This is a genomic window from Dactylosporangium sp. NBC_01737 (genome assembly GCF_035963215.1).
In the GTDB taxonomy this organism is placed as follows: Bacteria; Actinomycetota; Actinomycetes; order Mycobacteriales; family Micromonosporaceae; genus Dactylosporangium.
The window spans coordinates 11,215,785-11,238,282 of the sequence record NZ_CP109153.1 but is presented as its reverse complement, the minus strand read 5'-3'; the positions used below and the strand labels follow the sequence as shown (position 1 = coordinate 11,238,282).

27 protein-coding genes and 2 pseudogenes are annotated in these 22,498 nt (G+C 72.3%); 13 read left to right on the top strand and 16 right to left on the bottom strand.

Features of this window, described 5'->3' with window-relative positions; genetic code table 11:
* The first annotated feature begins 5 nt into the window (after nucleotides 1-5).
* The 3 genes from OHA72_RS51810 (at nucleotide 6) to OHA72_RS51800 (ending at nucleotide 2,775) form a co-directional block, all read left to right on the top strand.
* On the top strand, nucleotides 6-1,100 hold the full coding sequence (locus tag OHA72_RS51810) for a hypothetical protein (protein WP_327003482.1): 1,095 nt from the start codon (nucleotides 6-8) through the stop codon (nucleotides 1,098-1,100).
* A gap of 110 nt (nucleotides 1,101-1,210) precedes the next feature.
* On the top strand, nucleotides 1,211-1,402 hold the full coding sequence (locus OHA72_RS51805) for a hypothetical protein (RefSeq protein WP_327003481.1): 192 nt from the start codon (nucleotides 1,211-1,213) through the stop codon (nucleotides 1,400-1,402).
* 26 nt (nucleotides 1,403-1,428) lie between these two features.
* The gene (locus tag OHA72_RS51800) at nucleotides 1,429-2,775 is read left to right on the top strand and encodes a vWA domain-containing protein (protein ID WP_327003480.1); all 1,347 of its coding nucleotides are present in this window, start codon (nucleotides 1,429-1,431) and stop codon (nucleotides 2,773-2,775) included.
* Between the two features lie 16 nt (nucleotides 2,776-2,791).
* On the opposite strand, the gene OHA72_RS51795 is transcribed toward OHA72_RS51800, so the two are convergent.
* Nucleotides 2,792-4,126, bottom strand: coding sequence for a condensation domain-containing protein (locus OHA72_RS51795; protein WP_327003479.1), 1,335 nt, complete (start codon nucleotides 4,124-4,126; stop codon nucleotides 2,792-2,794).
* A 100-nt stretch (nucleotides 4,127-4,226) separates the two neighbouring features.
* Between OHA72_RS51795 and OHA72_RS51790 the strand changes: the two genes are divergently transcribed.
* Complete coding sequence (locus OHA72_RS51790; RefSeq protein WP_327003477.1) at nucleotides 4,227-4,613, top strand: DUF5655 domain-containing protein; 387 nt, start codon at nucleotides 4,227-4,229, stop codon at nucleotides 4,611-4,613.
* A gap of 90 nt (nucleotides 4,614-4,703) precedes the next feature.
* Here the strand turns inward: OHA72_RS51790 and OHA72_RS51785 are convergent, their stop codons facing one another.
* From OHA72_RS51785 to OHA72_RS51775, 3 genes are all read right to left on the bottom strand, one after another.
* On the bottom strand, nucleotides 4,704-6,209 hold the full coding sequence (locus tag OHA72_RS51785) for an alkaline phosphatase PhoX (protein WP_327003476.1): 1,506 nt from the start codon (nucleotides 6,207-6,209) through the stop codon (nucleotides 4,704-4,706).
* A gap of 96 nt (nucleotides 6,210-6,305) precedes the next feature.
* On the bottom strand, nucleotides 6,306-6,575 hold the full coding sequence (locus tag OHA72_RS51780; protein WP_327003475.1) for a hypothetical protein: 270 nt from the start codon (nucleotides 6,573-6,575) through the stop codon (nucleotides 6,306-6,308).
* 23 nt (nucleotides 6,576-6,598) lie between these two features.
* The gene (locus OHA72_RS51775) at nucleotides 6,599-7,555 is read right to left on the bottom strand and encodes a tripartite tricarboxylate transporter substrate binding protein (RefSeq protein WP_327003474.1); all 957 of its coding nucleotides are present in this window, start codon (nucleotides 7,553-7,555) and stop codon (nucleotides 6,599-6,601) included.
* 95 nt (nucleotides 7,556-7,650) lie between these two features.
* Here OHA72_RS51775 and OHA72_RS51770 point away from each other — a divergent pair, with 95 nt between their 5' ends.
* Nucleotides 7,651-9,213 carry a sensor histidine kinase gene (locus OHA72_RS51770; RefSeq protein WP_327003473.1) on the top strand — a complete coding sequence of 521 codons (1,563 nt, stop codon included), beginning with the start codon at nucleotides 7,651-7,653 and terminating at the stop codon, nucleotides 9,211-9,213.
* Complete coding sequence (locus tag OHA72_RS51765; protein ID WP_327003472.1) at nucleotides 9,210-9,887, top strand: response regulator; 678 nt, start codon at nucleotides 9,210-9,212, stop codon at nucleotides 9,885-9,887. The genes OHA72_RS51770 and OHA72_RS51765 overlap by 4 nt, the downstream gene beginning before the upstream one ends.
* A 15-nt stretch (nucleotides 9,888-9,902) precedes the next feature.
* Here OHA72_RS51765 and OHA72_RS51760 read toward each other — a convergent pair whose 3' ends face one another.
* The 5 genes from OHA72_RS51760 to OHA72_RS51740 form a co-directional block, all read right to left on the bottom strand.
* Nucleotides 9,903-11,447: a tripartite tricarboxylate transporter permease gene (locus OHA72_RS51760; protein ID WP_327003471.1), complete on the bottom strand. Its 1,545-nt coding sequence runs from the start codon at nucleotides 11,445-11,447 to the stop codon at nucleotides 9,903-9,905.
* Complete coding sequence (locus tag OHA72_RS51755; protein ID WP_327003470.1) at nucleotides 11,444-11,965, bottom strand: tripartite tricarboxylate transporter TctB family protein; 522 nt, start codon at nucleotides 11,963-11,965, stop codon at nucleotides 11,444-11,446. Before OHA72_RS51755 ends, OHA72_RS51760 begins: the two co-directional genes overlap by 4 nt.
* A gap of 6 nt (nucleotides 11,966-11,971) precedes the next feature.
* The gene (locus OHA72_RS51750; RefSeq protein ID WP_327003469.1) at nucleotides 11,972-12,997 is read right to left on the bottom strand and encodes a Bug family tripartite tricarboxylate transporter substrate binding protein; all 1,026 of its coding nucleotides are present in this window, start codon (nucleotides 12,995-12,997) and stop codon (nucleotides 11,972-11,974) included.
* A gap of 339 nt (nucleotides 12,998-13,336) precedes the next feature.
* Nucleotides 13,337-14,104, bottom strand: a complete 768-nt coding sequence (locus OHA72_RS51745; protein ID WP_327003468.1) for a DUF4253 domain-containing protein — start codon at nucleotides 14,102-14,104, stop codon at nucleotides 13,337-13,339.
* Nucleotides 14,105-14,131: 27 nt separating this feature from the next.
* Nucleotides 14,132-14,509: a hypothetical protein gene (locus tag OHA72_RS51740; protein ID WP_327011980.1), complete on the bottom strand. Its 378-nt coding sequence runs from the start codon at nucleotides 14,507-14,509 to the stop codon at nucleotides 14,132-14,134.
* A 38-nt stretch (nucleotides 14,510-14,547) separates the two neighbouring features.
* On the opposite strand from OHA72_RS51740, the gene OHA72_RS51735 reads away from it, so the two are divergent.
* Nucleotides 14,548-14,739: a hypothetical protein gene (locus OHA72_RS51735; RefSeq protein ID WP_327011979.1), complete on the top strand. Its 192-nt coding sequence runs from the start codon at nucleotides 14,548-14,550 to the stop codon at nucleotides 14,737-14,739.
* Nucleotides 14,740-14,808: 69 nt separating this feature from the next.
* On the opposite strand, the pseudogene OHA72_RS51730 reads toward OHA72_RS51735, so the two are convergent.
* The 4 genes and pseudogenes from OHA72_RS51730 to OHA72_RS51715 all read right to left on the bottom strand — a co-directional run.
* Nucleotides 14,809-15,114: pseudogene (locus OHA72_RS51730) on the bottom strand (ATP-binding cassette domain-containing protein); the annotation flags it as partial.
* Nucleotides 15,098-15,508 carry a GntR family transcriptional regulator gene (locus OHA72_RS51725; protein ID WP_327003467.1) on the bottom strand — a complete coding sequence of 137 codons (411 nt, stop codon included), beginning with the start codon at nucleotides 15,506-15,508 and terminating at the stop codon, nucleotides 15,098-15,100. The gene OHA72_RS51725 and the pseudogene OHA72_RS51730, both read right to left, overlap by 17 nt.
* A gap of 123 nt (nucleotides 15,509-15,631) precedes the next feature.
* The gene (locus OHA72_RS51720) at nucleotides 15,632-16,372 is read right to left on the bottom strand and encodes a hypothetical protein (RefSeq protein ID WP_327003466.1); all 741 of its coding nucleotides are present in this window, start codon (nucleotides 16,370-16,372) and stop codon (nucleotides 15,632-15,634) included.
* On the bottom strand, nucleotides 16,369-16,872 hold the full coding sequence (locus tag OHA72_RS51715) for a sigma-70 family RNA polymerase sigma factor (RefSeq protein ID WP_327003465.1): 504 nt from the start codon (nucleotides 16,870-16,872) through the stop codon (nucleotides 16,369-16,371). Before OHA72_RS51715 ends, OHA72_RS51720 begins: the two co-directional genes overlap by 4 nt.
* Nucleotides 16,873-17,054: 182 nt before the next feature.
* Between OHA72_RS51715 and OHA72_RS51710 the strand changes: the two genes are divergently transcribed.
* Nucleotides 17,055-17,654, top strand: a complete 600-nt coding sequence (locus OHA72_RS51710; RefSeq protein WP_327011824.1) for a DedA family protein — start codon at nucleotides 17,055-17,057, stop codon at nucleotides 17,652-17,654.
* Here OHA72_RS51710 and OHA72_RS51705 read toward each other — a convergent pair.
* Both OHA72_RS51705 and OHA72_RS51700 read right to left on the bottom strand, forming a co-directional pair.
* Nucleotides 17,626-17,946 carry a hypothetical protein gene (locus OHA72_RS51705; RefSeq protein ID WP_327011978.1) on the bottom strand — a complete coding sequence of 107 codons (321 nt, stop codon included), beginning with the start codon at nucleotides 17,944-17,946 and terminating at the stop codon, nucleotides 17,626-17,628. The two genes, OHA72_RS51710 and OHA72_RS51705, sit on opposite strands and share 29 nt — an antisense overlap.
* 121 nt (nucleotides 17,947-18,067) lie before the next feature.
* Nucleotides 18,068-18,172 (bottom strand): annotated as a pseudogene (locus OHA72_RS51700) (M56 family metallopeptidase); the annotation flags it as partial.
* Nucleotides 18,173-18,239: 67 nt separating this feature from the next.
* Here OHA72_RS51700 and OHA72_RS51695 point away from each other — a divergent pair.
* The 5 genes from OHA72_RS51695 (at nucleotide 18,240) to OHA72_RS51675 (ending at nucleotide 21,694) form a co-directional block, all read left to right on the top strand.
* The gene (locus OHA72_RS51695) at nucleotides 18,240-18,536 is read left to right on the top strand and encodes a hypothetical protein (protein ID WP_327011977.1); all 297 of its coding nucleotides are present in this window, start codon (nucleotides 18,240-18,242) and stop codon (nucleotides 18,534-18,536) included.
* An 84-nt stretch (nucleotides 18,537-18,620) separates the two neighbouring features.
* On the top strand, nucleotides 18,621-19,010 hold the full coding sequence (locus tag OHA72_RS51690; protein WP_327003464.1) for a BlaI/MecI/CopY family transcriptional regulator: 390 nt from the start codon (nucleotides 18,621-18,623) through the stop codon (nucleotides 19,008-19,010).
* 51 nt (nucleotides 19,011-19,061) lie between these two features.
* Nucleotides 19,062-19,586, top strand: a complete 525-nt coding sequence (locus tag OHA72_RS51685; RefSeq protein ID WP_327003463.1) for a hypothetical protein — start codon at nucleotides 19,062-19,064, stop codon at nucleotides 19,584-19,586.
* A gap of 63 nt (nucleotides 19,587-19,649) precedes the next feature.
* The gene (locus OHA72_RS51680; protein WP_327003462.1) at nucleotides 19,650-20,888 is read left to right on the top strand and encodes a glycoside hydrolase family 3 N-terminal domain-containing protein; all 1,239 of its coding nucleotides are present in this window, start codon (nucleotides 19,650-19,652) and stop codon (nucleotides 20,886-20,888) included.
* 2 nt (nucleotides 20,889-20,890) lie between these two features.
* The gene (locus tag OHA72_RS51675) at nucleotides 20,891-21,694 is read left to right on the top strand and encodes a DUF4184 family protein (protein WP_327003461.1); all 804 of its coding nucleotides are present in this window, start codon (nucleotides 20,891-20,893) and stop codon (nucleotides 21,692-21,694) included.
* On the opposite strand, the gene OHA72_RS51670 is transcribed toward OHA72_RS51675, so the two are convergent.
* A complete protein-coding gene (locus tag OHA72_RS51670) occupies nucleotides 21,657-22,403 on the bottom strand; it encodes a methyltransferase domain-containing protein (protein WP_327003460.1) in 747 nt (248 codons plus the stop codon). The two genes, OHA72_RS51675 and OHA72_RS51670, sit on opposite strands and share 38 nt — an antisense overlap.
* Nucleotides 22,404-22,498 lie beyond the last annotated feature (95 nt).

The following is a 22,498-nucleotide window of genomic DNA, read 5'->3' as shown; positions in this document are numbered from 1 at the left end:
CGGACATGGACCATCGCGCATCGACCCCGCAGATACCGGCCGTGGTCGGCCTGCTGGTCGACGTCTCGGCATCGATGAGGGCGAGCCTGCGCAATGAAACCGGTGGTGCGAGCAGCCGGCTCGACGGCTGGGCCGAGGCGCTGCGCAAGGCCGCGGCGCGGGCAGCCGGCGGGGACGCCTCCGAGACCGCCGGCCCGCCGGTGCGCGTGTTCGCGTATGCGGTCGGCGTGCAGAAAGCGCTTGGCGAGGTCTGCGACCTGCTGTCTCTGCTGCGCCTGGTCGACGAACACGACGCGGACGGCGAGCCGCCCGACGCTGCGAGCGCTCCGGTAACAGCGTTCGCCGATGGTGATCCATACGAGGAGTTGGACCGGCTGGCCTTGAGCCATGGGAAGGCCGGATGGCGTCAATGGATTCGCGCCAACCTGAGCGACGCGGAGGCATCGACGCTGCTGGCGAACCTTCGCGATTCGCCGGCCCTGCTGCAGAGCTTGTCCCGGACTCTGCCGGACATGTCCGAGACTCAGGCGCGGATCGCGAAGGACCATCAAAGCGGCGGTCCGATGATCCGAGGAAAGAGCGACATCTGGAGCGCCTTGACACTGGCGGCGAAAGCGGCGGACGAAGATTTCCAGACCCGGCTGGAGCAGGCGGAGAAGCTTGTCCGCGACATGTCGAGCCGTCGGGTCACCTTCGCCGAGCTGGCGGCGGAGAGGCTGGAACGGGCGGGCTTCGCCACCCTCACGCCGGCGGAGCTGGCCGACCTGCTGGCCCGGCGGTCCCGGGCGGGATTCGGCGGCGCAGGTGTGTCGGAGCTGCTGTACGGCAACACGCCCATGTGCCTGGCCGTCGACCGGGCAGCGCAGCGATTCTCCAGCGAGCGGATCGCCTACCAGTTCGACCGCCTCAAGACCGACGTTCCCTGGGGAGAACTTCGCGACGGTTGGCGCGCGCTGAGCCGCAGTGAGCCCGAGGACGGCTCGGCCGCCTTCGCGCGGTTCGCCGACCTGGTGAAGCGCGGAGTCAACCACGTCGCGGACGTGGCAAGAGGCACGCCCGGCCGGTCTCCACGCTGCTCGTCGTCTCCGACGGGCAGCTGACCGACGGCGATCCGAATGACAGGTTCGCGGCGCTGCGCGATGCCGGGATCACCGTCATCTCATGTTTCGTCACAGACCGGGATGTGACTGGCGACCCGAGGCGTCTCCCGATGGCGCCCGACGCGTCCTGGGACGTGGATGCCCGGCGGATGTTCGGCTGGGCCTCGCCCGTCCCCGAGGGCCGCTACCTGGACTACCTGACGGAGCGGGGATGGACGTTCCCGCGCGGTGGCCGGCTGTTCTTCCAGGTCAACCACTCCAGCGTGCTGGCCGAGATCGCGCAGATGCTCCTGGAGCCGTAGCTGATGTCGCGGAAACACAAGTTCTGGTGATCGCCGAGCGTACGGAACGGGTGATGATGTTTTCGAGGGAGAAGACCGAGGCGAGCGGCCCTGTGCTCGTGGGGCTGGCGATCGACGTGTCCGCATCGATGAGGACAAGCATCGCCAACGAGACGGACGGCGATCTGAGTCGGCTCGACAGCCTGCGCGGCGCGATCCGCGATGTGGCACGACAGGCCCGCTCGACCTTCGGGCCCGGCGACGCCGGCCCTGGCGCCATCCTGAATGTGTTCGCATACGCCTTTGGACTGACGCACCTGCCGGTCGCCGTTTGCGACTTCCTGTCCCTGTCGAAGGCCGCCTCCAGATTCCACCTCGCGGGCGAGACGCCCGCGCAGCACGCTGCGACCCGGGACCCGCACGCGGCCATCGGAGACATCGCCCAGGAACACGGTCGCGCAGGCTGGCGTGAGTGGGTCGCTCGTCATCTGACCGCCGATGAGGCACACCAGCTGCTGGCCAACCTTCGGCAGTATCCGGCCCTGGCGAGCCGTCTCAAGGACATCCTTCCCGAGGTCTCGGCCGGCGAGGCAGACCTTGTCGATCGGGTCAGCCGGGACAAGGGCGCACAGGCGGTGGGCACGAATCTGGTCAAAGGGCTGTTCTCGAAGAGCCGTCGGGGAGAATCCTTGAGTGTCGGCTTCGACGCGGTACGGCTGGCCTTCAGACGGTCCGAGATCGAGAAGGCGGGACGGCTCGTGCGGGCCCTGGCGTCTGCTCCGCTGGACCAGGTGCTCGCGGAAGAGCGGGAGTTGTTCGAACTCCTGCGCACCGAGGTCGGCAGGACGTTGGTCGACGAGATGGCCCGCCTGGGCGACACCACCGTTGCGATGTCCGACGTCCCGTCGCTGCTCAACGTGTCGGACGACGGCGTGATGAGCGTGGAGGATTTCATCTACGGCCGGACGCCGATGTGCGAGGCACTGCAACTCGTGGCGGAGCGGTTTCAGCGCGAGTCGACCCGTGCCCAGGCCCCGGCGCGCTCGATCCTCTTCCTTGTCTCGGACGGCGAGTCCACCGACGGCAACCCATCCGGGGCGCTGAAGCGCATCAGGTCAATGGGCGTCACGGTTGTCTGTTGCTATGTCACCAACAGCGACGTGCTCGAACCCAGGCGGCTGCTGTCCTCCGCCGCGCCGGACTGGGACCTCGGTGCGAGATCCATGTTCAGCGCCGCGTCGCGGGTGGAGGCCCGAGGCGAGTTCGTGAAGACCCTCAAGGCGCACGGCTGGCACGTCCCGAATCGCGCCAGGTACTTCGTGCAACTCAACCACTCGACGTTGCTGTCTGAGTTCCTCACCGCCGTCCTGCCGCGCCCTGATCCAGGGGGCTGATCCCGGCGGAACTGCGTCAGCCCGGCTGAGGTGCCAGGTCGAGCGCCGCCTCGACGGCGACCGCTTCCATGCCGTGCAGGAACGCCTCCGCGTCGGCGGGTGAGACGAAGTGGGTGTCCATGAAGACGGTGATCTGGATGGTGTCCGGGACGTCGTCGATGTGGACGAACAGGCGCTCGAAGGGATCGTCCTGCTGGATGGTCCAGCGGAACGTGGTGTGGTCGCCGGACAGCGTCTCGCGGATCTGTTCGGGGGTCGGTGCCGGGCCGTTCGCGCCTGCTCGCGTGGTGATGCGGCGGTCGTTGTAGAAGCAGCCGAGGTCGAAGTCCGGGTCCCGGTCCTGGGCCACCTTCGCGATCAGCTCGTCCAGGTGTACCGGATGGAAGTAGGCGTGCTTGTAGGCCGTCATCGCCGCCCGCCTGGTCCGTGTCAGGGCCTCCGGGAACGGGACATCGGCGACGTCCAGCGCGCACAGGCCGCTTTCGGCGATGGTGCACACGACGTCGGCGAGCCCCGGGCGGAACCGGTTGTTCACCGTCGGCCGGAACACCACGGGGTTGATGCCGGTCATGCGGTGCAGGGCCACGCCGTAGACGGCCATCAGCACCGGCGAGGCGTCCATGCCGGCGCGGTCGGCGATCGCCCGCGTCGCCAGGTGCAGTGCCAGGGATCTGAACTCGCCCCGCCAGTGGCGTGGCTGCCGCGGGTCGTCGGAGCCGGCGAACCGGCGCGACGGGATGGTGCGCAGGAGTCGTTCCCAGTAGCGCAGCGCCGCCTCGTTCTGCCGGACGCCGGCCGGGGAGCGCTGCCAGCGGGCCTGCTCCAGCGGCTGCATCCCGGTGACCGGCGTCGTCACCCGCGCGCCCGACTCGGCGAGCATCACCGCGGCGCCCGAACCGTCGGTGACCAGGTGGCACATGATGGCGACCAGGTGCGTCGGCAGCCCGGCGCGGACCACCACGCCCATGCGCAGCGGCCACTGTGTCACGTAGTCGTAGCCGGTCTCCTCGAATCGGCGGCGCATCGCGTCGGCGAGGTCCGCCGGGTCGTCGGCCTCGCCCGCCTCGACGACGTCCAGCGCGATCTCGCCCGAACCGGAGACGACCTGGGACGGGCGGCCGTCGGCGTCGAAGCGCAGCCGGGTCCGCATCGTCTGGTAGCGGCTCATCAGATAGCGGAGGTTCTCCACCGTGTCGGCGAGGGTGGTGCCGGCCGGCAACGGCGTCGCGCCGCCCATCGGCAGCCAGGAGTTCTGGCGCTGCATCGCCATCCACAGGTCCAGCTGGCCCCAGGACAGATCGTCGACGCCGGAGCCCTCACCCTCGAAGGCGACCATGATCTGCTCTGCCATGCCACCGGTCCTTCCGTGGATCCGCGACGTCCATCGATCACCCGGCAGTATCGTACAGTTTCTTAACAGATAGGCGGGGCGCTGCCGGTACCATCGCCGCATGGATGACGACGAGTGGACCGTGGAGCGTCATCTGGCGGGCAGACCCGCCCGGATCGTCGCGCTGTACCACCGGTTCATCGAGCTGGCCGAGGCGTGCGGGCCGTTCACCTACGCCGTGGCGAAGACCGCGATCACCCTGAAGGGAAGCAGGCGTGGGTTCGCCGGTGCGAGCCTCAGCGACGGGTGGTTGGAGGGATACATCGATCTGCAGCGGCAGCTGCAGGACCAACGGATTCGCCGCTCCACGCCCTACACCAAGCGCCTGTTCGTCAACCGCTACCGGGTCGTCTCGCTGGAGCAGCTCGACGACGACTTCGCCGGCTGGCTGGCGGAGGCGTACCGGGTCGGCCAGGGCGATCACCTGAAGCGCCGGGAGGCACGGTAGACCCGGACCCGAGGGACAGGCAGGGATCGATCGGCGCGGGGGCTCCGCCGAGCATCTCGGCGGAGCCCCCGGTGACGCGGGTGGTGCTGGTCAGCCGAGGTACCGCTGCCACGGTCCGGTGATGGCCAGCGTGATGCCGGGGACCTGGATGTTGACGAACAGGACCTTGCCGTCCGGTGAGAACGTCGGGCCCGTGAACTCGGAGTAGGTCGGCGAGCCGTTGGACGTGCCGTTGCTGAGCATGTTGCGGGCGATCGCGTACGTCGGGCCGCCCGGGACGGAGCTGAGCACGTGCGAGGCGCGCACGCCGTCCTCGGCCAGGACGAGGGTGCCCCACGGGGTGACGGTGACGTTGTCGGGGCCGTCGAAGGTCAGGTCGGCGTACTTCGGCGCCGGGCCCTCGCCCTCGGCGGCGGCGTTGTGCGGGAAGTACGAGACCAGCGTGATCGTCTGGTCGGAGTAGTCGTAGAACCAGACCATGCCGTCGTGCTTGGTCGCGTCGGCGGGCAGGTCGCTGGCGCCGAAGGCGAAGCTGTTGACGATGTAGCAGCCCTTGCGGGTGCTCCACACGCCCTCGAACTTCTTGCCGCGGGTGACGGTGCCGTCGGCGAACTGGGTGCGGACGGGCTTGGTGGTCGCCTCCCGGTCCGGCACCTCGAGCCAGGTCACCTTGAACGGCCGGCCGAGCTGCGCGGACGTGAGGTACGCGACGTCGGGCAGGATGCTGCCGTCGTCGAGCCGGATCTGCATCGCCTCGAGCTTGCCGGCGGTGTCGCTGAGCGAGTTGGCGATGCCCAGGCCGAGCCGCCGGCCGTCGGTGGAGCTCCAGCGGTAGAACAGGCCGTTGGGGCTGCTGGCGTCCTCGGACAGGTACACGTGCTTGAGGTCCGGGTCGATCGCGAGGGCCTCGTGGTCGTAGCGGCCGAACGCCTTGATCGGCTTGGGCAGCTGCTTGCCGGACTCGGACTGCAGGACCTCGAAGACGTAGCCGTGGTTCTTCTCGTAGACGCCGGTCTGGCCGCCCGCGGTCCAGGTGGCGCCCGCGTTGATGGTGGTCTCCTCGCAGGTGAGCCACGTGCCCCACGGGGTCACGCCGCCCGCGCAGTTGCGCACGGTGCCGGAGATGCCGACCCACTCGCCGGTACGACGGCCGTTGCCGTCGGTGGTGATGACGGTGCAGCCGCCCGCGTTGACCGCGCCCGGGTCGTAGACCGTGCCGGCGATGTGCGGCACCCCGTAGACGGACAGGTGTGGGGTCAGCTCATGGTTCTGGATGACGACCAGCTTGTTGCGGCCGTCCGCCACGACGCCGGTGCCGTCGTGGTAGCCGGGCGTCTTGCCCTGGCCGCCCGACATCTCCGTGCTGCCCTCACGGGTGACGATGTTGTACGTGAAGCCCTCGGGCAGGGCGAGGATGCCGTTCGGGTCGTCCTTCAACGGCGGGAACGGGCGACCACCGGACGACGAGCCGCCGCCGGGCCAGTGCGCCTCGTGCGCGGCGGCCGGCTCGGCGAGGGTCGGCAGCGCCCCGGCGACGGTCAGGCCGACGCCCGCCGCGGCGCCACCACTGAGAATCTGACGGCGAGAAACTGTCACGCTGACACGCTCCAAAGACATGGCTGCTTGATTTCCTACGCAGCCTCGGAGACGCCGGTGACGCGGAAAGGAACGCATGGTGAACACAGTGCGTCGCTACGTCGGCGCCGAACCGTCCACGGTGCGTACCTGCAGCCACGACACCGTGGACCGCAGCCGCTGCACGACGTCCAGGCCGGTGCGCTGGTTGGGGCCGGGCAGCACGAAGACGAACTCCGCGCCCTCGCCGCGCCCGCCGGGCCACACGACCGTGACCGGGGTCCGGGTGAACGTGAGCCCGGCGGCCAGCAGCGTCTGCTCGACCGTGTCCATGCCCTCGCTGACCGTCGTCAGGTGGTACGCCATCACTCCGCGGGATACCTGCACGAGCCCATTCTCGTTAGGCCGGCTCAGGTGTCCAGCCCCAGCTCGCCGAGGATCTGCGTGACCCGGGTGTCCTGCTCACGCAGGAACGCGCCGAAGCCGTCGCCGGCGAGCCAGCTGTCGGTCCACCGGTGCCCGGCGATCGCCTGCTGCCACGTCGCCGAGTCACGCAGCCGCGCCACCACCGTGCCGAGGTCGGCCAGGTGCGCCGCGTCGAGGCCCGGCGGGGCGACCAGCCCCCGCCAGTTGGCGAACACGACGTCCAGGCCGGCCGCACGCAAGGTCGGCGCGTCGACACCCTCGGCCCGGTCACGGCCGGTGGTCGCGAGCACCCGCAGCTGCCCCGAGGCGATCTGGCTGGCGGTCTCGCCGAGGCTCGACACCGCGAACGCGACCCGCTTGGACAGCACCGCGGCCAGCAGCACGCCACCGCCGTCGTGCTGGGCGTAGCGCACCGTGGTCGGGGCGACACCGGCGGCCTTCGCCATGAGCATCGCGGCGAGGTGGTCGGGGCCGCCGGGGGAGGAGCCGCCGCCGACCGCCAGGCCCTCCGGGCCGGCGCGCCAGGCACGCACCAGGTCGTCGAGCGAGCGCAGCGGCGAGTCGCTGGTGACGACGACGACCTCCGGCTCCTCGATGAGCCGGGCGATCGGGGTGACCGCGTCGAGCGTGACCGAGATCGGGGTGGTGTGCTGCGCGCCGACCAGCCCGAGGCCCATGAGCATCATCAGTGCGCCGTTGCCCTGCTCGTACACGAGCCGCCGCAGGCCGACCATCCCGCCGGAGCCGGGCAGGTTGAACACCTCGACGCCGTGGCGGACCGCCGCCACGTCCATCGTCGTCGCGATCGTGCGGGCGGTGATGTCATACCCGCTGCCGGGCGCGTTGGGCACCATCAGCCGCAGCTCCGGGTCGTCGTCCGCGGCGCACCCGCCGGCCAGCAGGGCGGCCAGCGGAGCGGCGAGCAGCGAACGGCGGTGCACCCGCCCACCATAGTTGTGTCCCGGGGCCCGCAGCGGCGGGTAACCTACCGCCAGGCAGCCGCTCCGCCAGGCGGCGTCGCAGCGAGGAGGGTGCCGTGCGCTGGCAGTTCTCCCTGGCCAGGCAGTTTCTCCTGCTGCAGCTCGGCATCGTGCTGCTGGTGGTCGGCGCGGTCGCGGCGGTGTCCGTGGCCGAGGCGGACGCGGCGTTCCGCCGGGAGCAGGGCGCCAAGCTGCGCTCGACCGCGGAGAACCTCGCCGCCACCGACATCATCCGGGCCGGCATGCGCACCACCATCTGGTACGAGTCCCTGGCGGCCGGCGCGGAGACCGCGCGCAGCGTGTCCGGGGCGTCGTTCGTCGAGCTGACCGACGCCCGCGGCGTGCTGCTGAACGGGCCGCGGCGGGGGCAGCCGGCCAGGCTCGGTGCCAGCGGCGGCGCGGATGGGCGGGCCTGGCTCGGCGTGGTCGAGCACGACGGTCGGGCGCTGGTGGCCCACGCCCCGGTGCTCGACCCGGCCGACGGCAAGGTCCTCGGCCTGGTCGTGGTCGGCAAGACCTACCCGTCGTGGCCGGAGCTGCTCGCGACCGCGACCCCGGACCTGCTGACCTACCTGCTGCTCGGCTCGGTGCTGGGCGTCGTCGGCTCGACGCTGCTGTCCCGGCGGATCAAGCGTCAGACGCTCGGCCTGGAGCCGGTCGAGATCGCCGGCCTCGTCGAGCACCGCGAGGCCATGCTGCACGGGATCAAGGAGGGCCTCATCGGCCTGGACGCCGCAGGCCGGGTGACCCTCGCCAACGACGAGGCGCTGCGCCTGCTGGGGCTGTCCGGCGACGTGACCGGCCGGCCGCTGCGCGCCCTGGGCGTCGCCGAGGACGTGGTGGCCCTGCTCCTGGACGGTTCCGACGAGCCGGACCACGTGGTGGTCCACGACGCGCGGGTGCTGGTGTTCAACCGGATGCCGGTCCTCGTCCGCGGGCACGCGGCCGGCTCGGTGACCACGCTGCGCGACCGGACCGAGCTGACGTCGCTGGAGCGCGAGCTGGACCTGAGCCGCCGCGCCACCGACACGCTGCGCGCGCAGGCGCACGAGTTCACCAACCGGCTGCACACCATCTCCGGGCTCGTGCAGCTCGGCCAGTACGACGAGGCGGTCACGTTCATCCTGCGGGCCGGGCAGACCCAGGACGCGCTCAACCACGAGGTGCAGTCACGCATCGCGGACCCGGCGCTGGCGGCGCTGCTCATCGCCAAGGCCAGCGTGGCGTCCGAGCAGCACGTCGAGCTGAGGATCACCGACGACACCACGATGCCCCGGCCCGCCGGCGACCGCCTCGCCGCGGATCTGGTCACGGTGACCGGCAACCTCGTCGACAACGCGGTCGACGCGGTCCAGGCCGGCGGCTGGGTCAGCGTGTCCGTGCGGGACCTCGGCGCCGAGATCGCGGTGACGGTGGCCGACTCGGGCAGCGGCGTGGCCCGCGAGCACGCCGAGGAGGTCTTCGGCCGCGGCTTCACCACCAAGGCCGGCGACGGCCACCGCGGGCTCGGGCTCGCCCTGATCAGCCGGGTCTGCGCGGCCAGGGGCGGCGCCGTCACGGTCGAGGGCTCCGCGTTCACGGCCCGCCTGCCGGTCAACGGTCGTGGGGAGGCCGGATGATCCGCGTCGTGGTGGTCGACGACGACTTCATGGTGGCCCGCATCCATCACAGCTTCGTGGAGCAGGTGCCCGGGTTCACGGTGGTCGGCACGGCCCACACCGGCTCGGCCGCCCTTGACGCGGTCGAGCGGCTCCACCCCGACCTGGTGCTGCTGGACATCTACCTGCCGGACATCTCGGGCCTCGAGGTGCTGCGCCGGCTGCGCCAGCGTGCCAGCACCGTCGACGTCCTGGCGATCACCGCGGCCCAGGACGCCGACACCATCCGGGTCGCGCTGCGCGGCGGCGTCGTGCACTACGTGATCAAGCCGTTCAGCTTCGACACGCTGCGCGAGCGCCTGGAGCGCTACGCCGAGGCGGTCCAGCGGCTGACAGAGGCGCGCCGCCCGGCCCAGGTCGACGTCGACCGGCTCTTCGGCGCCCCGCCGCACCGGGCGGGCGCGCTGCCGAAGGGCCTGGCCGCCGCGACCGAGGAACTGGTCGTCACGGTGCTGCGCGACAGCGGCACGGACCTGTCCGCGGCCGAGTGCGCCGTCCTGGCCGGCCTGTCCCGGGTGAGCACCCGCCGCTACCTCGAGCATCTCGTGCGCACGGGCAAGGCGGAGGTGCGGCTGCGCTACGGCGGGGCGGGCCGGCCGGAGCACCGGTACGCCTGGCGCGGCCGGCCGTCCTGAGCCCCGCCCCGCGCGTCAGTCCTCGTCGCCGAACGCCAGGCGGCGCGCGTCGCCCCGGCCGCGGACGCGGGCGATCAGCTTCGGCAGGTGCGGCAGCCCGAGCGCGGCAACCGCGAGGAGCAGCAGGACCAGCGTCAGCGGCCGCCGCACGAACACGGTGAGGTCGTTGTCCGACAACAGCAGCGTCCGCCGGAACTGGATCTCCATCATCGGCCCGAGGATGACGCCGAGGATCACCGGCGCGATCGGGAACTCGAAGTGCCGCATGAACACCGCGACGACCCCGATCGCGTAGGCGATGAGCACGTCGACGATGCTGCCGGACACCGCGTACACGCCGAGCGTGGCGAACACGAGGATGCCGGTGTACAGCAGCGGCCGGGGGATCTGCAGCACCTTCACCCAGATCCGGATCATCGGCAGGTTCAGCGCCAGGAGCATGACGTTGCCGATGAACAGCGACGCGATCAGCCCCCACACCAGCGTCGGGGACTTCTCGAACAGCTGCGGGCCGGGAGACAGGTCGAAGTACCCGAACGCGGCCAGCATCACCGCGGCCGTCGCCGACGTCGGGATGCCCAGCGTGAGCAGCGGGACCAGGACACCGGAGAACGAGGCGTTGTTCGCCGCCTCCGGGCCCGCGACCCCCTCGATCGCGCCGTGCCCCCATTCCGCAGGGCGCTTCGAGCGTCGTCTTTCCAAGGTGTACGACATGAAGGTGGGGATCTCTGCGCCGCCTGACGGGAGTGCCCCGAACGGGAAGCCGAGCGCGGTGCCGCGCAGCCACGGCCGCCACGACCGTGACCAGTCCTCCCGGCTCAGCCACGCGAAGCCCTTGCCCGCCGGCTCCAGCGGCGCGACCTTGGCCGGCAGCACCTTCAGCCGCGACGCGATGTACAGCGTCTCGCCGATCGCGAACAGCCCCACGATGATGGTGACGATGTCGACGCCGTCGAGCAGCTCCGGCACGCCGAACGTGAACCGGGCCTGCCCGGTCAGCGAGTCGATCCCGATCAGGCCCAGGAACAGCCCGAACGTCAGCGACATCAGCCCCCGTACCAGCGACGCGCCGACCATCGCGGTCACCGTCACCATCGCCAGGACCGCGAGGGCGAAGTAGTCCGACGCGCGGAACGTCACCGCGAGGCTCGCCATCGGCGCCGCGACGAACGCGAGCAGCACCGTGGAGACCGTGCCGGCGACGAACGACCCGATCGCGGCGGTGGCGAGCGCCGCACGGGCCCGCCCCCGCCGCGCCATCTGGTAGCCCTCGATCGACGTCGCCACCGACGCCGACTCGCCCGGGGTGTTGAGCAGGATCGAGGTCGTCGAGCCGCCGTACATGGCGCCGGCGTAGATCCCGGCGAACATGATCAGCGTGCCGGTCGGGTCGTCGAGGCGCAGCGCCACCGGCAGCAGCAGCGCGATCGTCAGCGCCGGCCCGATACCGGGCAGCACGCCGACGAGGGTACCGATGGTGACGCCGATCGCCGCGTACAGCAGGTTCTGCGGGCTCAGCACCGTCTCGAACCCCGACAGCAGATCCATCAGCGAGCTCACAGCGGCAGCACCCCCGCGGGCAGGACGATCCCGAGCAACCTGGTGAAGACCAGGTAGATGCCCACTGACAGCGCGGCCGCCGTCACGAGGTCCCGCACGATCACGGCGCGGATCGGGCGGGTGCTGAGCAGGCGGGCGGAGACGAGCACGAACGCGGCGGTCGACAGCACGTACCCGAGGACCGTGTACTTGAGGACGACCGCGTAGACGATGAGCGCCACGAGCAGGAACAGCGGCGTGCGCCACGCGACTGTCCCTGCCTCACTCTTCGCCCGTTTGCGGGCTGCTTCGAGGAGATACCAGAGCGCCACCGCGACCCACAGCGCGGTCACGACGATCGGCGCGAGCGTCGGGCCGCCGAGGGTGACGCCGTTGTCGACGCCGGCGGCGACCGCCTGCCACAGCAGGACGGCGCCGACGGCGAGCAGCAGGCCGCCGACGATCAGCGGGCCGGAGGTCGTCGTGCTGGAGGCCTCGGGGGGTGCGTCCTCCGGAACGGGAGGCGTCGCTGCGGTCATGAGCGCTCAGCCCAGACCGATCTCGGTCAGTACCGTCTTGATGCGGGTGCTCTCGGCCTGGTAGAAAGCGACGGCCTCGTCACCGGACTTGTAGAAGTCCTGCCACTTCTTGGCTTTCAGCTCCTGCTGCCACTGCGCCGACCTGTGCAGGTCGTCGACGAGCTTGAGCACGGCGGCCCGGTCGCCGGCGCTGAGCCCGGGCGGTGCCACCACCCCGCGCCAGTTGAGCAGATCCAGGTCGTAGCCGGACTCCTTGATGCTCGGCGCGGGTGTGCCGGCCCCGGCGTCCTCACCCTTCGGGCTCGACACCGCCAGCGCCCGGAGCTTGCCGGCCTGGACCAGGTCCGCGAACTCGCTGGTGCTGGACACCGCGACGCTCACGTCGCCGGACAGCAGCGCCGCCTTGGTCTCGCCGCCGCCGGAGTACGCCACGTACTGCTTGGCCACCGCCTTGGCGTCGGCGCCGGCGGCCTTGGCGAGCAGGCCGACGAGGATCTGGTCGGTCCCACCGGCGGAGCCGCCGCCCCACTTGACCGCGGCCGGGTTCGTCTTGACGTCGTCGACCAGCTGCTTGAGCGACGTGTACTTCGAGTCGCTGCGCACCACGATGACCTCGGACTCGGCCGTCAGCGTCGCGATCGGCGTCGTCCTGCCCAGGTCGACCGGCGACTTGTTGGTGACCACGCCACCGACCATGACCAGGCCGGTGACCATGAGCTGGTGCGGGTCCTTCTGGTGACTGGTCACCAGCTCGGCCAGCCCGATCGTGCCGGCCGCGCCCGTGACGTTACGGACCTCCGCCGACTGCCCGTTGAGCAGCCCGGCGTCCTGCAACGTCTTCTGCATCGACCGCGCGGTGGTGTCCCAGCCACCACCGGCCCCGGCCGGCGCCATGATCTGCAGTGTCTTGGTCGGGTACGCCACGGCCCCCGCACCCGACGGCGCGGGGGAGTCACCGACGGACTGGTTGGCGCAGCCGGTGGCGAGCAGCAGCACGGCCGGCAACGCCACCGCGAGGCTCCGTTTCAACATGGGGGTGTGCTCCTGTCACAAGGAGGAGGCGAACGTGTTACGGACCATCCCCCACCAGGTGACCCAGGTCACGATTGTGAACGCAGCCGTCGTATTGGTCGTTGTGGTCGCGCTCTCGGCCCCGCCTCCAGCCGGCGGGCCGAGCACCCGGGCCCTCGCAAAGGCGATGGCGCATGGCCACGCAACGGTCCGCGCGGCGCTGCGAGGTTCCGGGTGCCGCGCCGGGGCATGCGGCCGCCGACGCTGGACTCCGCTCTGGCGAGCCTTGCCGCCGCTACCGCGGTGGGCCTGCGACACCGGCCCGGGCGGCGTCGCGACCAGTGACGCCGCCGGAGCCGGTCAGTCCCACCAGAAGTGCCAGGCCGGCATGCCGACCAGGCCTGCGGCGTATTCGGCGAGCGGCTGCTCGCTCACGTTGTCGGGGCAGAACGCGAAGTGCTCGGCGGCGACCCGCAGCGCGTCGTCGGCGGTGGCCGGCGGGGCGGCGACGCTGAGGAACAGCTCGGCGAAGCCGAGGCCGACGACGCGGGCGCCGAAGCGGTCCTCCCAGCTGCGCAGGACGGCGGAGATGTGGGCGGTGTCGTCGGTGTGGTTGGCGGGGCCGTCCCAGCCGGCGACGGTCGGCGCGTCCGCGCCGCGGCCGGCGGCGACCAGGCCGAGCCGCCACGGGCGCCGCGAGGCGAGCAGGGCCGCTGCCTCGCGGTCGGCGGTCGCGTCGGCCTTGGCCACGTCGGCGCCGTCAGTGGTGGTCGCCGGTGCCAGGCCGGGCCAGGCGGCGTTGCCCGTCGCGGTCTGTGACCACCATGACGACAGCAGGTGGGCGGGGTCGTGCTCGGCGGGGTCGGACATGTCGTCGGGGACGAGCTCACCCTCGACCCACGGCCGGGCCGCGTCGCCGTCCAGCGGCGTCAGCAGCAGCGGCCACAGGCCGGAGGTGGGGTGCGCGGCCCGCAGCTGCTCCCAGAGACCGGGTGGGGGTGCCGTCTTGCTCAGCCAGAGCACCGCGGGCTCGTCGTCGTCGAGGTCGGGCCGGATGTGCTTCCCGGCGGGCAGCGGCACCGTGAGGGCCTTGACCCGGCCGGGCAGCGTCAGACGCTTGGCGAACACCATCACGACCGTAGTCGATCGGCGCGGTCAAATACACTTCGCGCCGGAGATGCCCTGGGCCAGCTCCTTGCCGGACTGGCCGAGGACCCGGATGCCCTTGACGTCGCCGGTGTACGCCACCTCCGCGGCCAGGTCGCACAGCTGGCGGGCGGTGCCGGCGTCGCCGTCGGACAGGGTGGTGGTGACGACGACGGTCGTGCACTGGCCCTCGGCCTTCACCCCCTGCACGCCGGGCCGGGCGAGACGCTCCTGGACCTTGGTGACGGCGCCGCCGCAGTCGTCGCGGCCGGCTGCGGCGGTGGTGGACGCGCCGGGCGTGGGTGTCGTGGTCGTGGGGGAGCCGGTGCACGCCGCGAGCGCCAGCAGCGCCGCGGCGGTGAGCAGTCCGGATCGTCGTGCATGCATGGACCGACGGTAGTCGTACACCGGATAGCATCGCGCGGGTGATCCCGGAGCTGCTGACGTTCGACGAAGCCGACGCCCGTCTCGACGGCGGCCTGTCCGCCTGCTTCCAGGGCCACTACGAGTCCGTGCTGTTCTTCGCCGGTGACGCCACGTTCGACAGTGACCTCTGCCGGCCGTCGAGGCGGTCGCGCCGGGGCCGTTCGACCTCGTCGCGTTCGCCGGTGACCTGACCGTCGGTGGGTCGGGATGTTCACCCGGTTGATGCGGTCGCGGGCCGCGTGGTCGTCCCAGCCGGGGTTCAGCCAGGCGCCCATGCGCAGCGTGTCGGCGACGCTGAGGTTGCGGTACAGCGGCTTGTCCTGCGCGACGAACCCGACCTCGGCGACGGTGCCGGGGGAGCGCGGCGCACGGCCCAGGACGCGCACCTCGCCCTCGGTGGGGCGCAGCAGGCCGACCGCCAGGCTCAGCAGCGTGGTCTTGCCGGCACCGTTCGGGCCGACCAGACCGATGACCTGCCCCGCCGGCAGTGACAGGGTGCAGTCGCGCAGCGCCCATTTCCGTCCGTAGCGGCGGCCAAGGGCCTCCGCCTCAAGTGCGGGTGTCATGCAGTCCCTCCGTGTCATGGGTGTCCTGGCGCATCACTGCGCGGTACATCGCCTCGATGTCCTCGTCGACCAGGCCCGCCCTGCGGGCCGCGGACACCCAGTCGGTCAGCCGCTGCTGCAGCTCGAGCTGCTCGGCCTGGTCGCGCGGGGCGAGTGAGGTGCGCACGAACGTGCCCAGCCCCTGCCGGACCACCAGCAGCCCTTCGCGCTCCAACTCCCGGTAGGCCTTCAGCACCGTGTTGGGGTTGATGGCGAGCTTCGCGACGACCTCCTTCGCCGTCGGCAGCTTGTCGCCGGGCTCCAGCAGCCCCAGCCGCAGTGCGTGCCGCACCTGCTGCGCCAGCTGCAGATAGGTCGCGACACCGGACCGGTCATCGAGCTGGAAGTCGATCACCAAAACCTCAATCCATTAAGTGCTTAGTGGAATGATGGTCATGGAGGATCACGGTTGTCAAGGACGCCCCGAACAGCAGTCCGCCCCGGCACCGACGGGTACCGGGGCGGCCTGCTGCTGCCGTTACTTGTTCCTGAGCGTCTTCCCGCTCGGGTCCATCGTCGCGCCCGGACGTTCCGCGCCGGACGGCTTGGCGTTCGGGTCTCCCTTGACGCCGGCGACGCCGTGCCCGGGCGGCAGCTCGGTGGTGCAGACGAGCGGCACGCCGATCGGCACCAGCCGTTCGACCGATCCGGGGATGCCGCCCGTGATCTCCAGCTGCGCCGGGCTGAGGTAGCCGATGAACAACTGCTTCCCGGCGGGCATCGCCGACGGCACGAAGATGAACGTGACCTCGCCGTCCGTGTCGGCCTCCCGCTGCACGACGCTCTGCACGCCGGGGCCGGTGCCGCGCTCCAGCGTCGGGTCGTCCTGCGGCCCCACGCAGAACTCGCCGACCTTGACCAGCACCGGGAAGCCGGCCTGGCGCAGCGCCGCCTCGAGTCCCGCGGGGTCTTCGATGTACTGGCGCTTGGTCCAGGTCACCTGGACCGTGCCGTCGGCCAGCTTGTCGACGCTGTACGCGACCGTGCGGACGTGGACGTCGTCCCCGCCCCCGGGCGGCGCGGCCGACGGGTTGGCCAGCGTCGCCACGCCCAGCGCGAGCCCGGCGACCGCCACCGTGCCCGCCGCCACGGTCGCCACCCGGCGGTGATGCCGGCGCGTGCGGCCGGCGCTCACGATCTGCTCGACCGGCGTGGACATGGTCACTCCGTCCATGGCGTCGCGCAGCGTGTCCAGTACCCCTGTGTCGTGGTCGTTCATGATCCACCCTCCTGGTTGTGGTTGACGACGAGATGCCCGCGCAGCGTCGCGATCGCCCGCGACAGGTGGGCGGTGACGGTCCCCGGTGCCATGCCGAGGGCCTTGGCGGTGGCCGCCGTGTCCAGGTCGAGGAAGACCCGGAACGCGATCACCTCCCGTTGCCGCTGCGGCAGCCGGCGCAGCAGCTGCAGCAGCGCGGGGTCCAGCCCGGCGGCCTGGCCCGGGTCGCCGGTGATGTCCGCGACGTCGTGGCCGTCGTCGAGGTCGACCTCGCGTCGCCGTCGGCGCCACCAGGAGACCCGCAGGTTCAGCGCGGTGCGTACGATCCACGCCCGGGGCGCCGGATGCCGCCGCACCTTGTGCCACGACATCCAGGCCCGGGTGAACGCCTCGGCCACCAGGTCCTCTGCCAGCTGTCGATCGCCGACGCCGGCGAGCACCGCTCTGAGGCACCTGTCCCGGTCGGACCGGTAGAACTCTGTGAACTCCAATTGCCCCACGCCCTGAATACGTTCCGGGGACCGGATCCGCTTACCCGACCGGCAGCCGGTCCGCAGCCGCCCTTCACCGGATTCTCAGGTGCGGGGCGTTGACTTGGCCATGCATGGAGACCGGCCGCCACGACCGTGAGGAAACCGACGTGACGTTCCTGGACCCCGAACGGCTCGCCTCCGCCTTCGGGATGCTCGGCGTCCTGGCGGTCGTCTTCGCGGAGTCCGGCCTGCTGATCGGCTGCTTCCTGCCGGGTGACTCGCTGCTGTTCACCACCGGGCTGCTCGTCGCCGACGGCAGGTACCTGCACCAGCCGCTGTGGCTGGTGTGCCTGCTGGTGTCGGCCGCTGCGGTCGCCGGCGACCAGGTCGGCTACCTGTTCGGCCGGCGGCTCGGCCCGGCGCTGTTCCGGCGGCCGGACGCACGGCTGTTCCGGCGGGAACACCTCGCCAGGGCGAAGGAGTTCTTCACCAGGCACGGCGCCCGCTCGATCGTGCTGGCCCGCTTCGTGCCGGTCGTGCGGACGTTCACCCCGATCGTGGCCGGCGCCGCCGGCATGGACTACCGCACCTTCGTCCGGTACAACGTCGTCGGCGGCGTGCTGTGGGCGACCGGCGTCACGACCCTGGGCCACGTCCTCGGCCAGGTCCCGTTCGTGCGGTCCAACATCGAGTTCTTCCTCGTCGGCGTCGTCGTGCTGTCGCTGCTGCCCGTCGCCGCCGGACTGCTGCGCGCCCGCGTGCCGGCCGGCCGGCGGCGCGTCACCGGCCGCCGCGGGCCGTCTCGATGAGCTCGACCAGGTCCACGGCCGCCTCGACGGACCAGACACAGGAGAACGCGGCCACGGCCGCCGGCAGCAGGCGCAGCAGCCCGGCGGCATGCCACGTGCGGGGCGTCAGCAGCAGCGACACCCGCCTCGGCACCATCCCGCGGGGCGTCGCGACGTGCAGCACCGACAGGGCCGACCCGGCCGCCGACGCGCCGGTGCCGGCGGTCGCGAGCGCCGCGACGCCGATGGCGTGTGCGACGGTGCGGCGGCTGCCGACCTCGTCGGCGGCCTGCTCGTCGGCGGCCCGCTCCACGAGGTAGTCGACGTGCCGGGCAACCCACCACAGCGCGGTGGGCGGCGGCGGCCAGCCCGGCGAGCCGGGCGAGGCGGTGGTGCCGGCCGGCCAGGTGTGCCCGCTCGTGCGCCAGCAGCGCGTCGAACTGCCGGTCGGTGAGCAGCGACCGCATGCCGGTGGTGACCACGACGTAGCCGGGCGTGCCGGGGACCGCGAACGCCTGGGCCGTCGGGTCGTCGAGCACGACCAGCGGACCGTCGGCGGCGGACCGGGCCAGCGCCAGGACCGAACGGTGCAGGAGCCACCGGCGGGTGACGGACACGGCGACGGCGGCCAGCAGCACGACGCTGAGCCACGGCACCCACGGCTCGGCGGCGGTGTCGGCCGTGACGACCCGCGCGGACCAGCCGAACGCGCGGCCGACGGCCGGGACCTGGGCGACCGCCTTCATCGCGAACAGCAGCAGGTTGACCGTGCTGGCGGCCGCGACCACGGCGGCGGACCAGGCCACGGCGCGGGCGGCGGTCGCCGGCGGCAGCCGGTCGGCGAGGAGCCGCACCACGAGCACGATCAGCGGCGGCACCACGACCACCGACCACACGAAATGATCGAACATGTGACTCCGTCCAGACCGGTCGAGTCTGCCACGCCGGGGCGGTGACGGCGGCCCGGCGGTCGATAGAGTCATGCCGGTGAGCACAACCCCGCCCGCGGGCGACCGGCGGCGCCGGCCCGGACAGCTCGAGGCGCAGGTGATCACCGTGCTCGGCGCGGCCCCGGCACCCCTGACCCCGGGCGAGGTCCGCGACCTGCTCGACCCCACCGGCGCGCTGTCCTACAGCGCCGTGGTCACGACGCTGACCCGGCTGCACGAGAAGGGTTCCGTCACCCGGCACCGCGACGGCAGGGCGTTCCGCTACGGGGCGCTCAGCGACGCCGCCGGCCTGGTCGCCGAGCGGATGAGCCGGCTGCTCGCCGACGAGCCCGACCGGGCCTCGGTGCTGCGCCGCTTCGTCGGCACCCTCGACGACCGCGACGAGGAGACCCTCCGGGCGCTGCTGCGGGAGCATCCCGAGGATTAAGCTCTGTTAGCTTCTACGTCGTGTAGAAGTTCGCGGGGGAGGTGCCAGGCGATGGTGCTGGACGACGTCCTGCTCGCCCTGCTCGGCGGCCGCGACAGCAGCGCGTGGGAGCTCATGCAGCGCCACGGCGAGATCTTCGGCAGCGCCCGCCGGCTGGACATCGTCCGGGTGATGGCGGCCGTCACCAGGCTGGAGCGCTCCGGCTTCCTGCGGGTCGACACCGCCGTCCCGGCCCGCATGGCCAGCGGCAACCGGCGCACCTGCTCGCTCACCGCCGCCGGCCGCCAGCGCCAGCGGTCCTGGCTGTGCGACCTGACCCCGGACGTGAGCATCGAGGACGTCTACGTGCGGGGGATGCTGGCCGTCGAGTCCGCCGACGAGGCCACGTTCGAGACTTTCGTCCGCAACGGCCTCGCCGTCACCCGTGCCCGGATGAACGCACTCGCCGACGACGCGGCCGGGGCGGCGGCCGTGACCCGCGCCAAGGACGCCTTCGAACGCGAGACCGTCCGGGCCCTCGCCCTGTGGCTGCACCAGCTCCCCGACCACCGCTACCCCAGGTCCGCCGCCGGTTGACTGGCGGGGCCCGGGTAACGTCCCCCCGGTCGGCATCACGTGAACCGTCGGACGGAGCGGCCCATGGCAAGCCATCGTGGCCGGATCGGCCCGTTATCCCGGTGGAGCGTCGCCGTGGCGACCGTGGTCCTGCTCGCCGGGGGCGCGGCGCTGTGGTTCGTCGCCGACGGCCGTGGTACTCCTGACGCCGGCACCCGCCCGCCGGCCACCGGCGCGGCGGCCGGGTCCTCCGTGGCCGGCTCCGCGTCGCCGAGCGCCGACTGCGCCGCGCAGATCGTCGCGAAACTGACCCTGGAGCAGCAGGTCGGGCAGCTGCTCATGATCGGGACCCCGATCGGCACGCCGCTCAACGCGGTCCAGCCGATCCAGCGGTACCAGTTGGGCGGAATCTTCCTCGCGGGCCGCAGCACGGCCTCGGCGGCGTCGCTCAAGCAGGCGATCGGTCAGCTGCAGACGGCCGGGGCGAAGTCCGCGGGCCTCGGCCTGCAGATCGGCGTCGACCAGGAGGGCGGACAGGTCCAGACGCTGAAGGGCGCCGACTTCCCGGCCATCCCGTCGGCGGTCAACCAGGGCAAGCTCGACGACGCGACGCTGACGTCCCGCACCGCGGAGTGGGCCGGGCGGCTCAAGGCCATCGGCGTCACCATCGACCTGGCGCCCGTCGCCGACGTGGTCCCCGCCGACGTCGGCAGGTCCAACCCGCCGATCGGCGGCTTCGACCGGCAGTACGGCTCGACCCCGGAACCCGTCGCCGCCGACGTCGCGACCGTCGTCACCGCGATGCAGGGCGCCGGGGTGCTCACCACGCTCAAGCACTTCCCGGGACTGGGCCGGGTCCGGGTCAACACCGACACGTCCACCGGCGCCCGCGACGACGTGACCACCGCCGACGACCCGGCCCTGCAGCCGTTCGTCAAGGGGATCGAGGTCGGCTCGGCGGCGGTCATGATCTCCTCGGCGACGTACCCGAAGCTGGACCCCGCCAACGTCGCCGCGTTCTCGACCGAGATCGTCACCGGGCTGCTGCGGCAGAAGCTCGGCTTCGACGGCCTCGTCCTGTCCGACGACCTCGGCGCCGCGGTCGCGGTCGGCTCCGTGCCGCTCGGGCAGCGCGCCGTGCGGTTCATCAAGGCCGGCGGCGACGTGGCCCTGTCGGTGAAGCTGTCCGACGCCGGGCCGTGGACGGAGGCGCTCATCGCCGCGGCGAAGGCCGACCCCGCGTTCGCCGCCCGCGTGAAAGAGTCGGCCACCCGGGTCGTGCGCGCCAAGATCCGGGCCGGCCTGGCCCGCTGCGGGTCCTGATCATGCCGGCCACGTTCCCGTCGCACGCCGCGGCGGTGCTGCCGCTGAAGCTGTGGCAGCCGACCTGGTTCGACGGCGTCGCGCTGGTCATCGGATCCGCGGCGCCCGACCTGCCGTACGCCCTGGGGCGCAGCAGCCCGGCGCCCTACACCTACGGCCACACCTGGTGGGGCGTCCTCGCCTCGGTGCCCGCCACGATGGCCGCGACGCGGCTGGTCCGCCGGGCGGCCCCGGAGGTCGCCGCGCACCTGCCGGGGCTCGGCCCGTTCGCCGTCGGGGACTACGGCGCGCTCGGCCGCGTCCGGCACCCGTGGTGGGTCGCCGCCGGCTCGGCGCTCATCGGCGCCGCCAGCCACGTCGCCTGGGACCACGTCACCCATGCCTCGGTGCGCGGCACCAAGGTCGGCCTGCCCCGCCTGAAGCGGGAGGTGCTGCCGGGCGTGCCGGCGTGGATGCCGCTGCACCTGGCCTCCAGCGCGGCCGGGGCGCTCGGGTGGCTCGCGCTGTCCGCCCGGGTCGGCCGCCGGCGGCGGCTCGCGGCCTGGCACGGGCCGGCGCCGGCGGTCCGGCGCCGGCCCGCCGTGTTCTGGGGCGCGGCCGCGGCGACCGGGGCGGCGGGCGTCGCGGCCGCGGTGCTCGCCCCGACCTCACGGGAACGGATCGTGCCCTTCCTGCCCCCGCTGCCCCGGCCCGCGGTGCTGTCCGCGCGCGTGCTGGGCATCACCGCGGCGTCGCTGATCGCCGCCGCGGCCGCACACCGGCGCGTGGTCAGGTCGGCAGGCGCCGTGCCACGTACACGACGTTGACGGCGTAGCGGTCGGTGCCGGGCAGCACGCTCGCCGCCGAGTCGACGCCACGGGCGATCCGGTCCAGGCCGCGCCGCTCGTACCACCCCTGGGTCAGCATCGAGAACCCGCGCCGCTCCACGATCTCGAACCCGTGCCGGTGCAGCAGCCGGTCGACGTCGTCGTGCGACAGCTCGGCGAACCACCGCTGCCCCCGCAGCCGCCGCGCCCGCAGATGCCGCAACGACCGGGCGTTGCCGTGGTTCTCGATGACGAGCAGGCCGGAGCCGGCCTCGGGCAGCGCCAGCGCGGCGAACGCGAGCGCCCTGTCGCGGACGGTGTCGTCGACGTTGAGCAGCAGCCGGAACATGGTGACCAGCGCCGGCCCCTCCGCCGCCGCCGGGCGGGGCACGGGGCCGTCCGCCGCGACCGCGTGCAGCCGGGCCCGGGTGCCGACCTCGGCCGCCTTGGCCAGCATGTCGGTGGACGTGTCGTACCCGTGCGCCTCCCGCACCAGCCCGTGCAGGCTGCGGATCGCCCGCCCGGTGCCACAGGCGAAGTCGTGCTGGACGGGCCGGACGCCCGGGAACGCCCGCCGGACCAGCGCGCGCAGGTAGGCGCGCTGCCGCTCGTTGATCCGCGACGCGTAGCTGCCGGGTGCGTAGGTGACGTGCTCGTACTTGTCGACCGCGCCGATGTCCTGGAACACCCGCGCGTAGTTCGTGTCCAAAGCTGATCCCCGTTTCGTTCGGTGCCCCTACACGTGCAACTTCTCCGTGACGACCCGGATACGGGCAGTAACTGGCCTCGGTGGTGGAGTGTCAC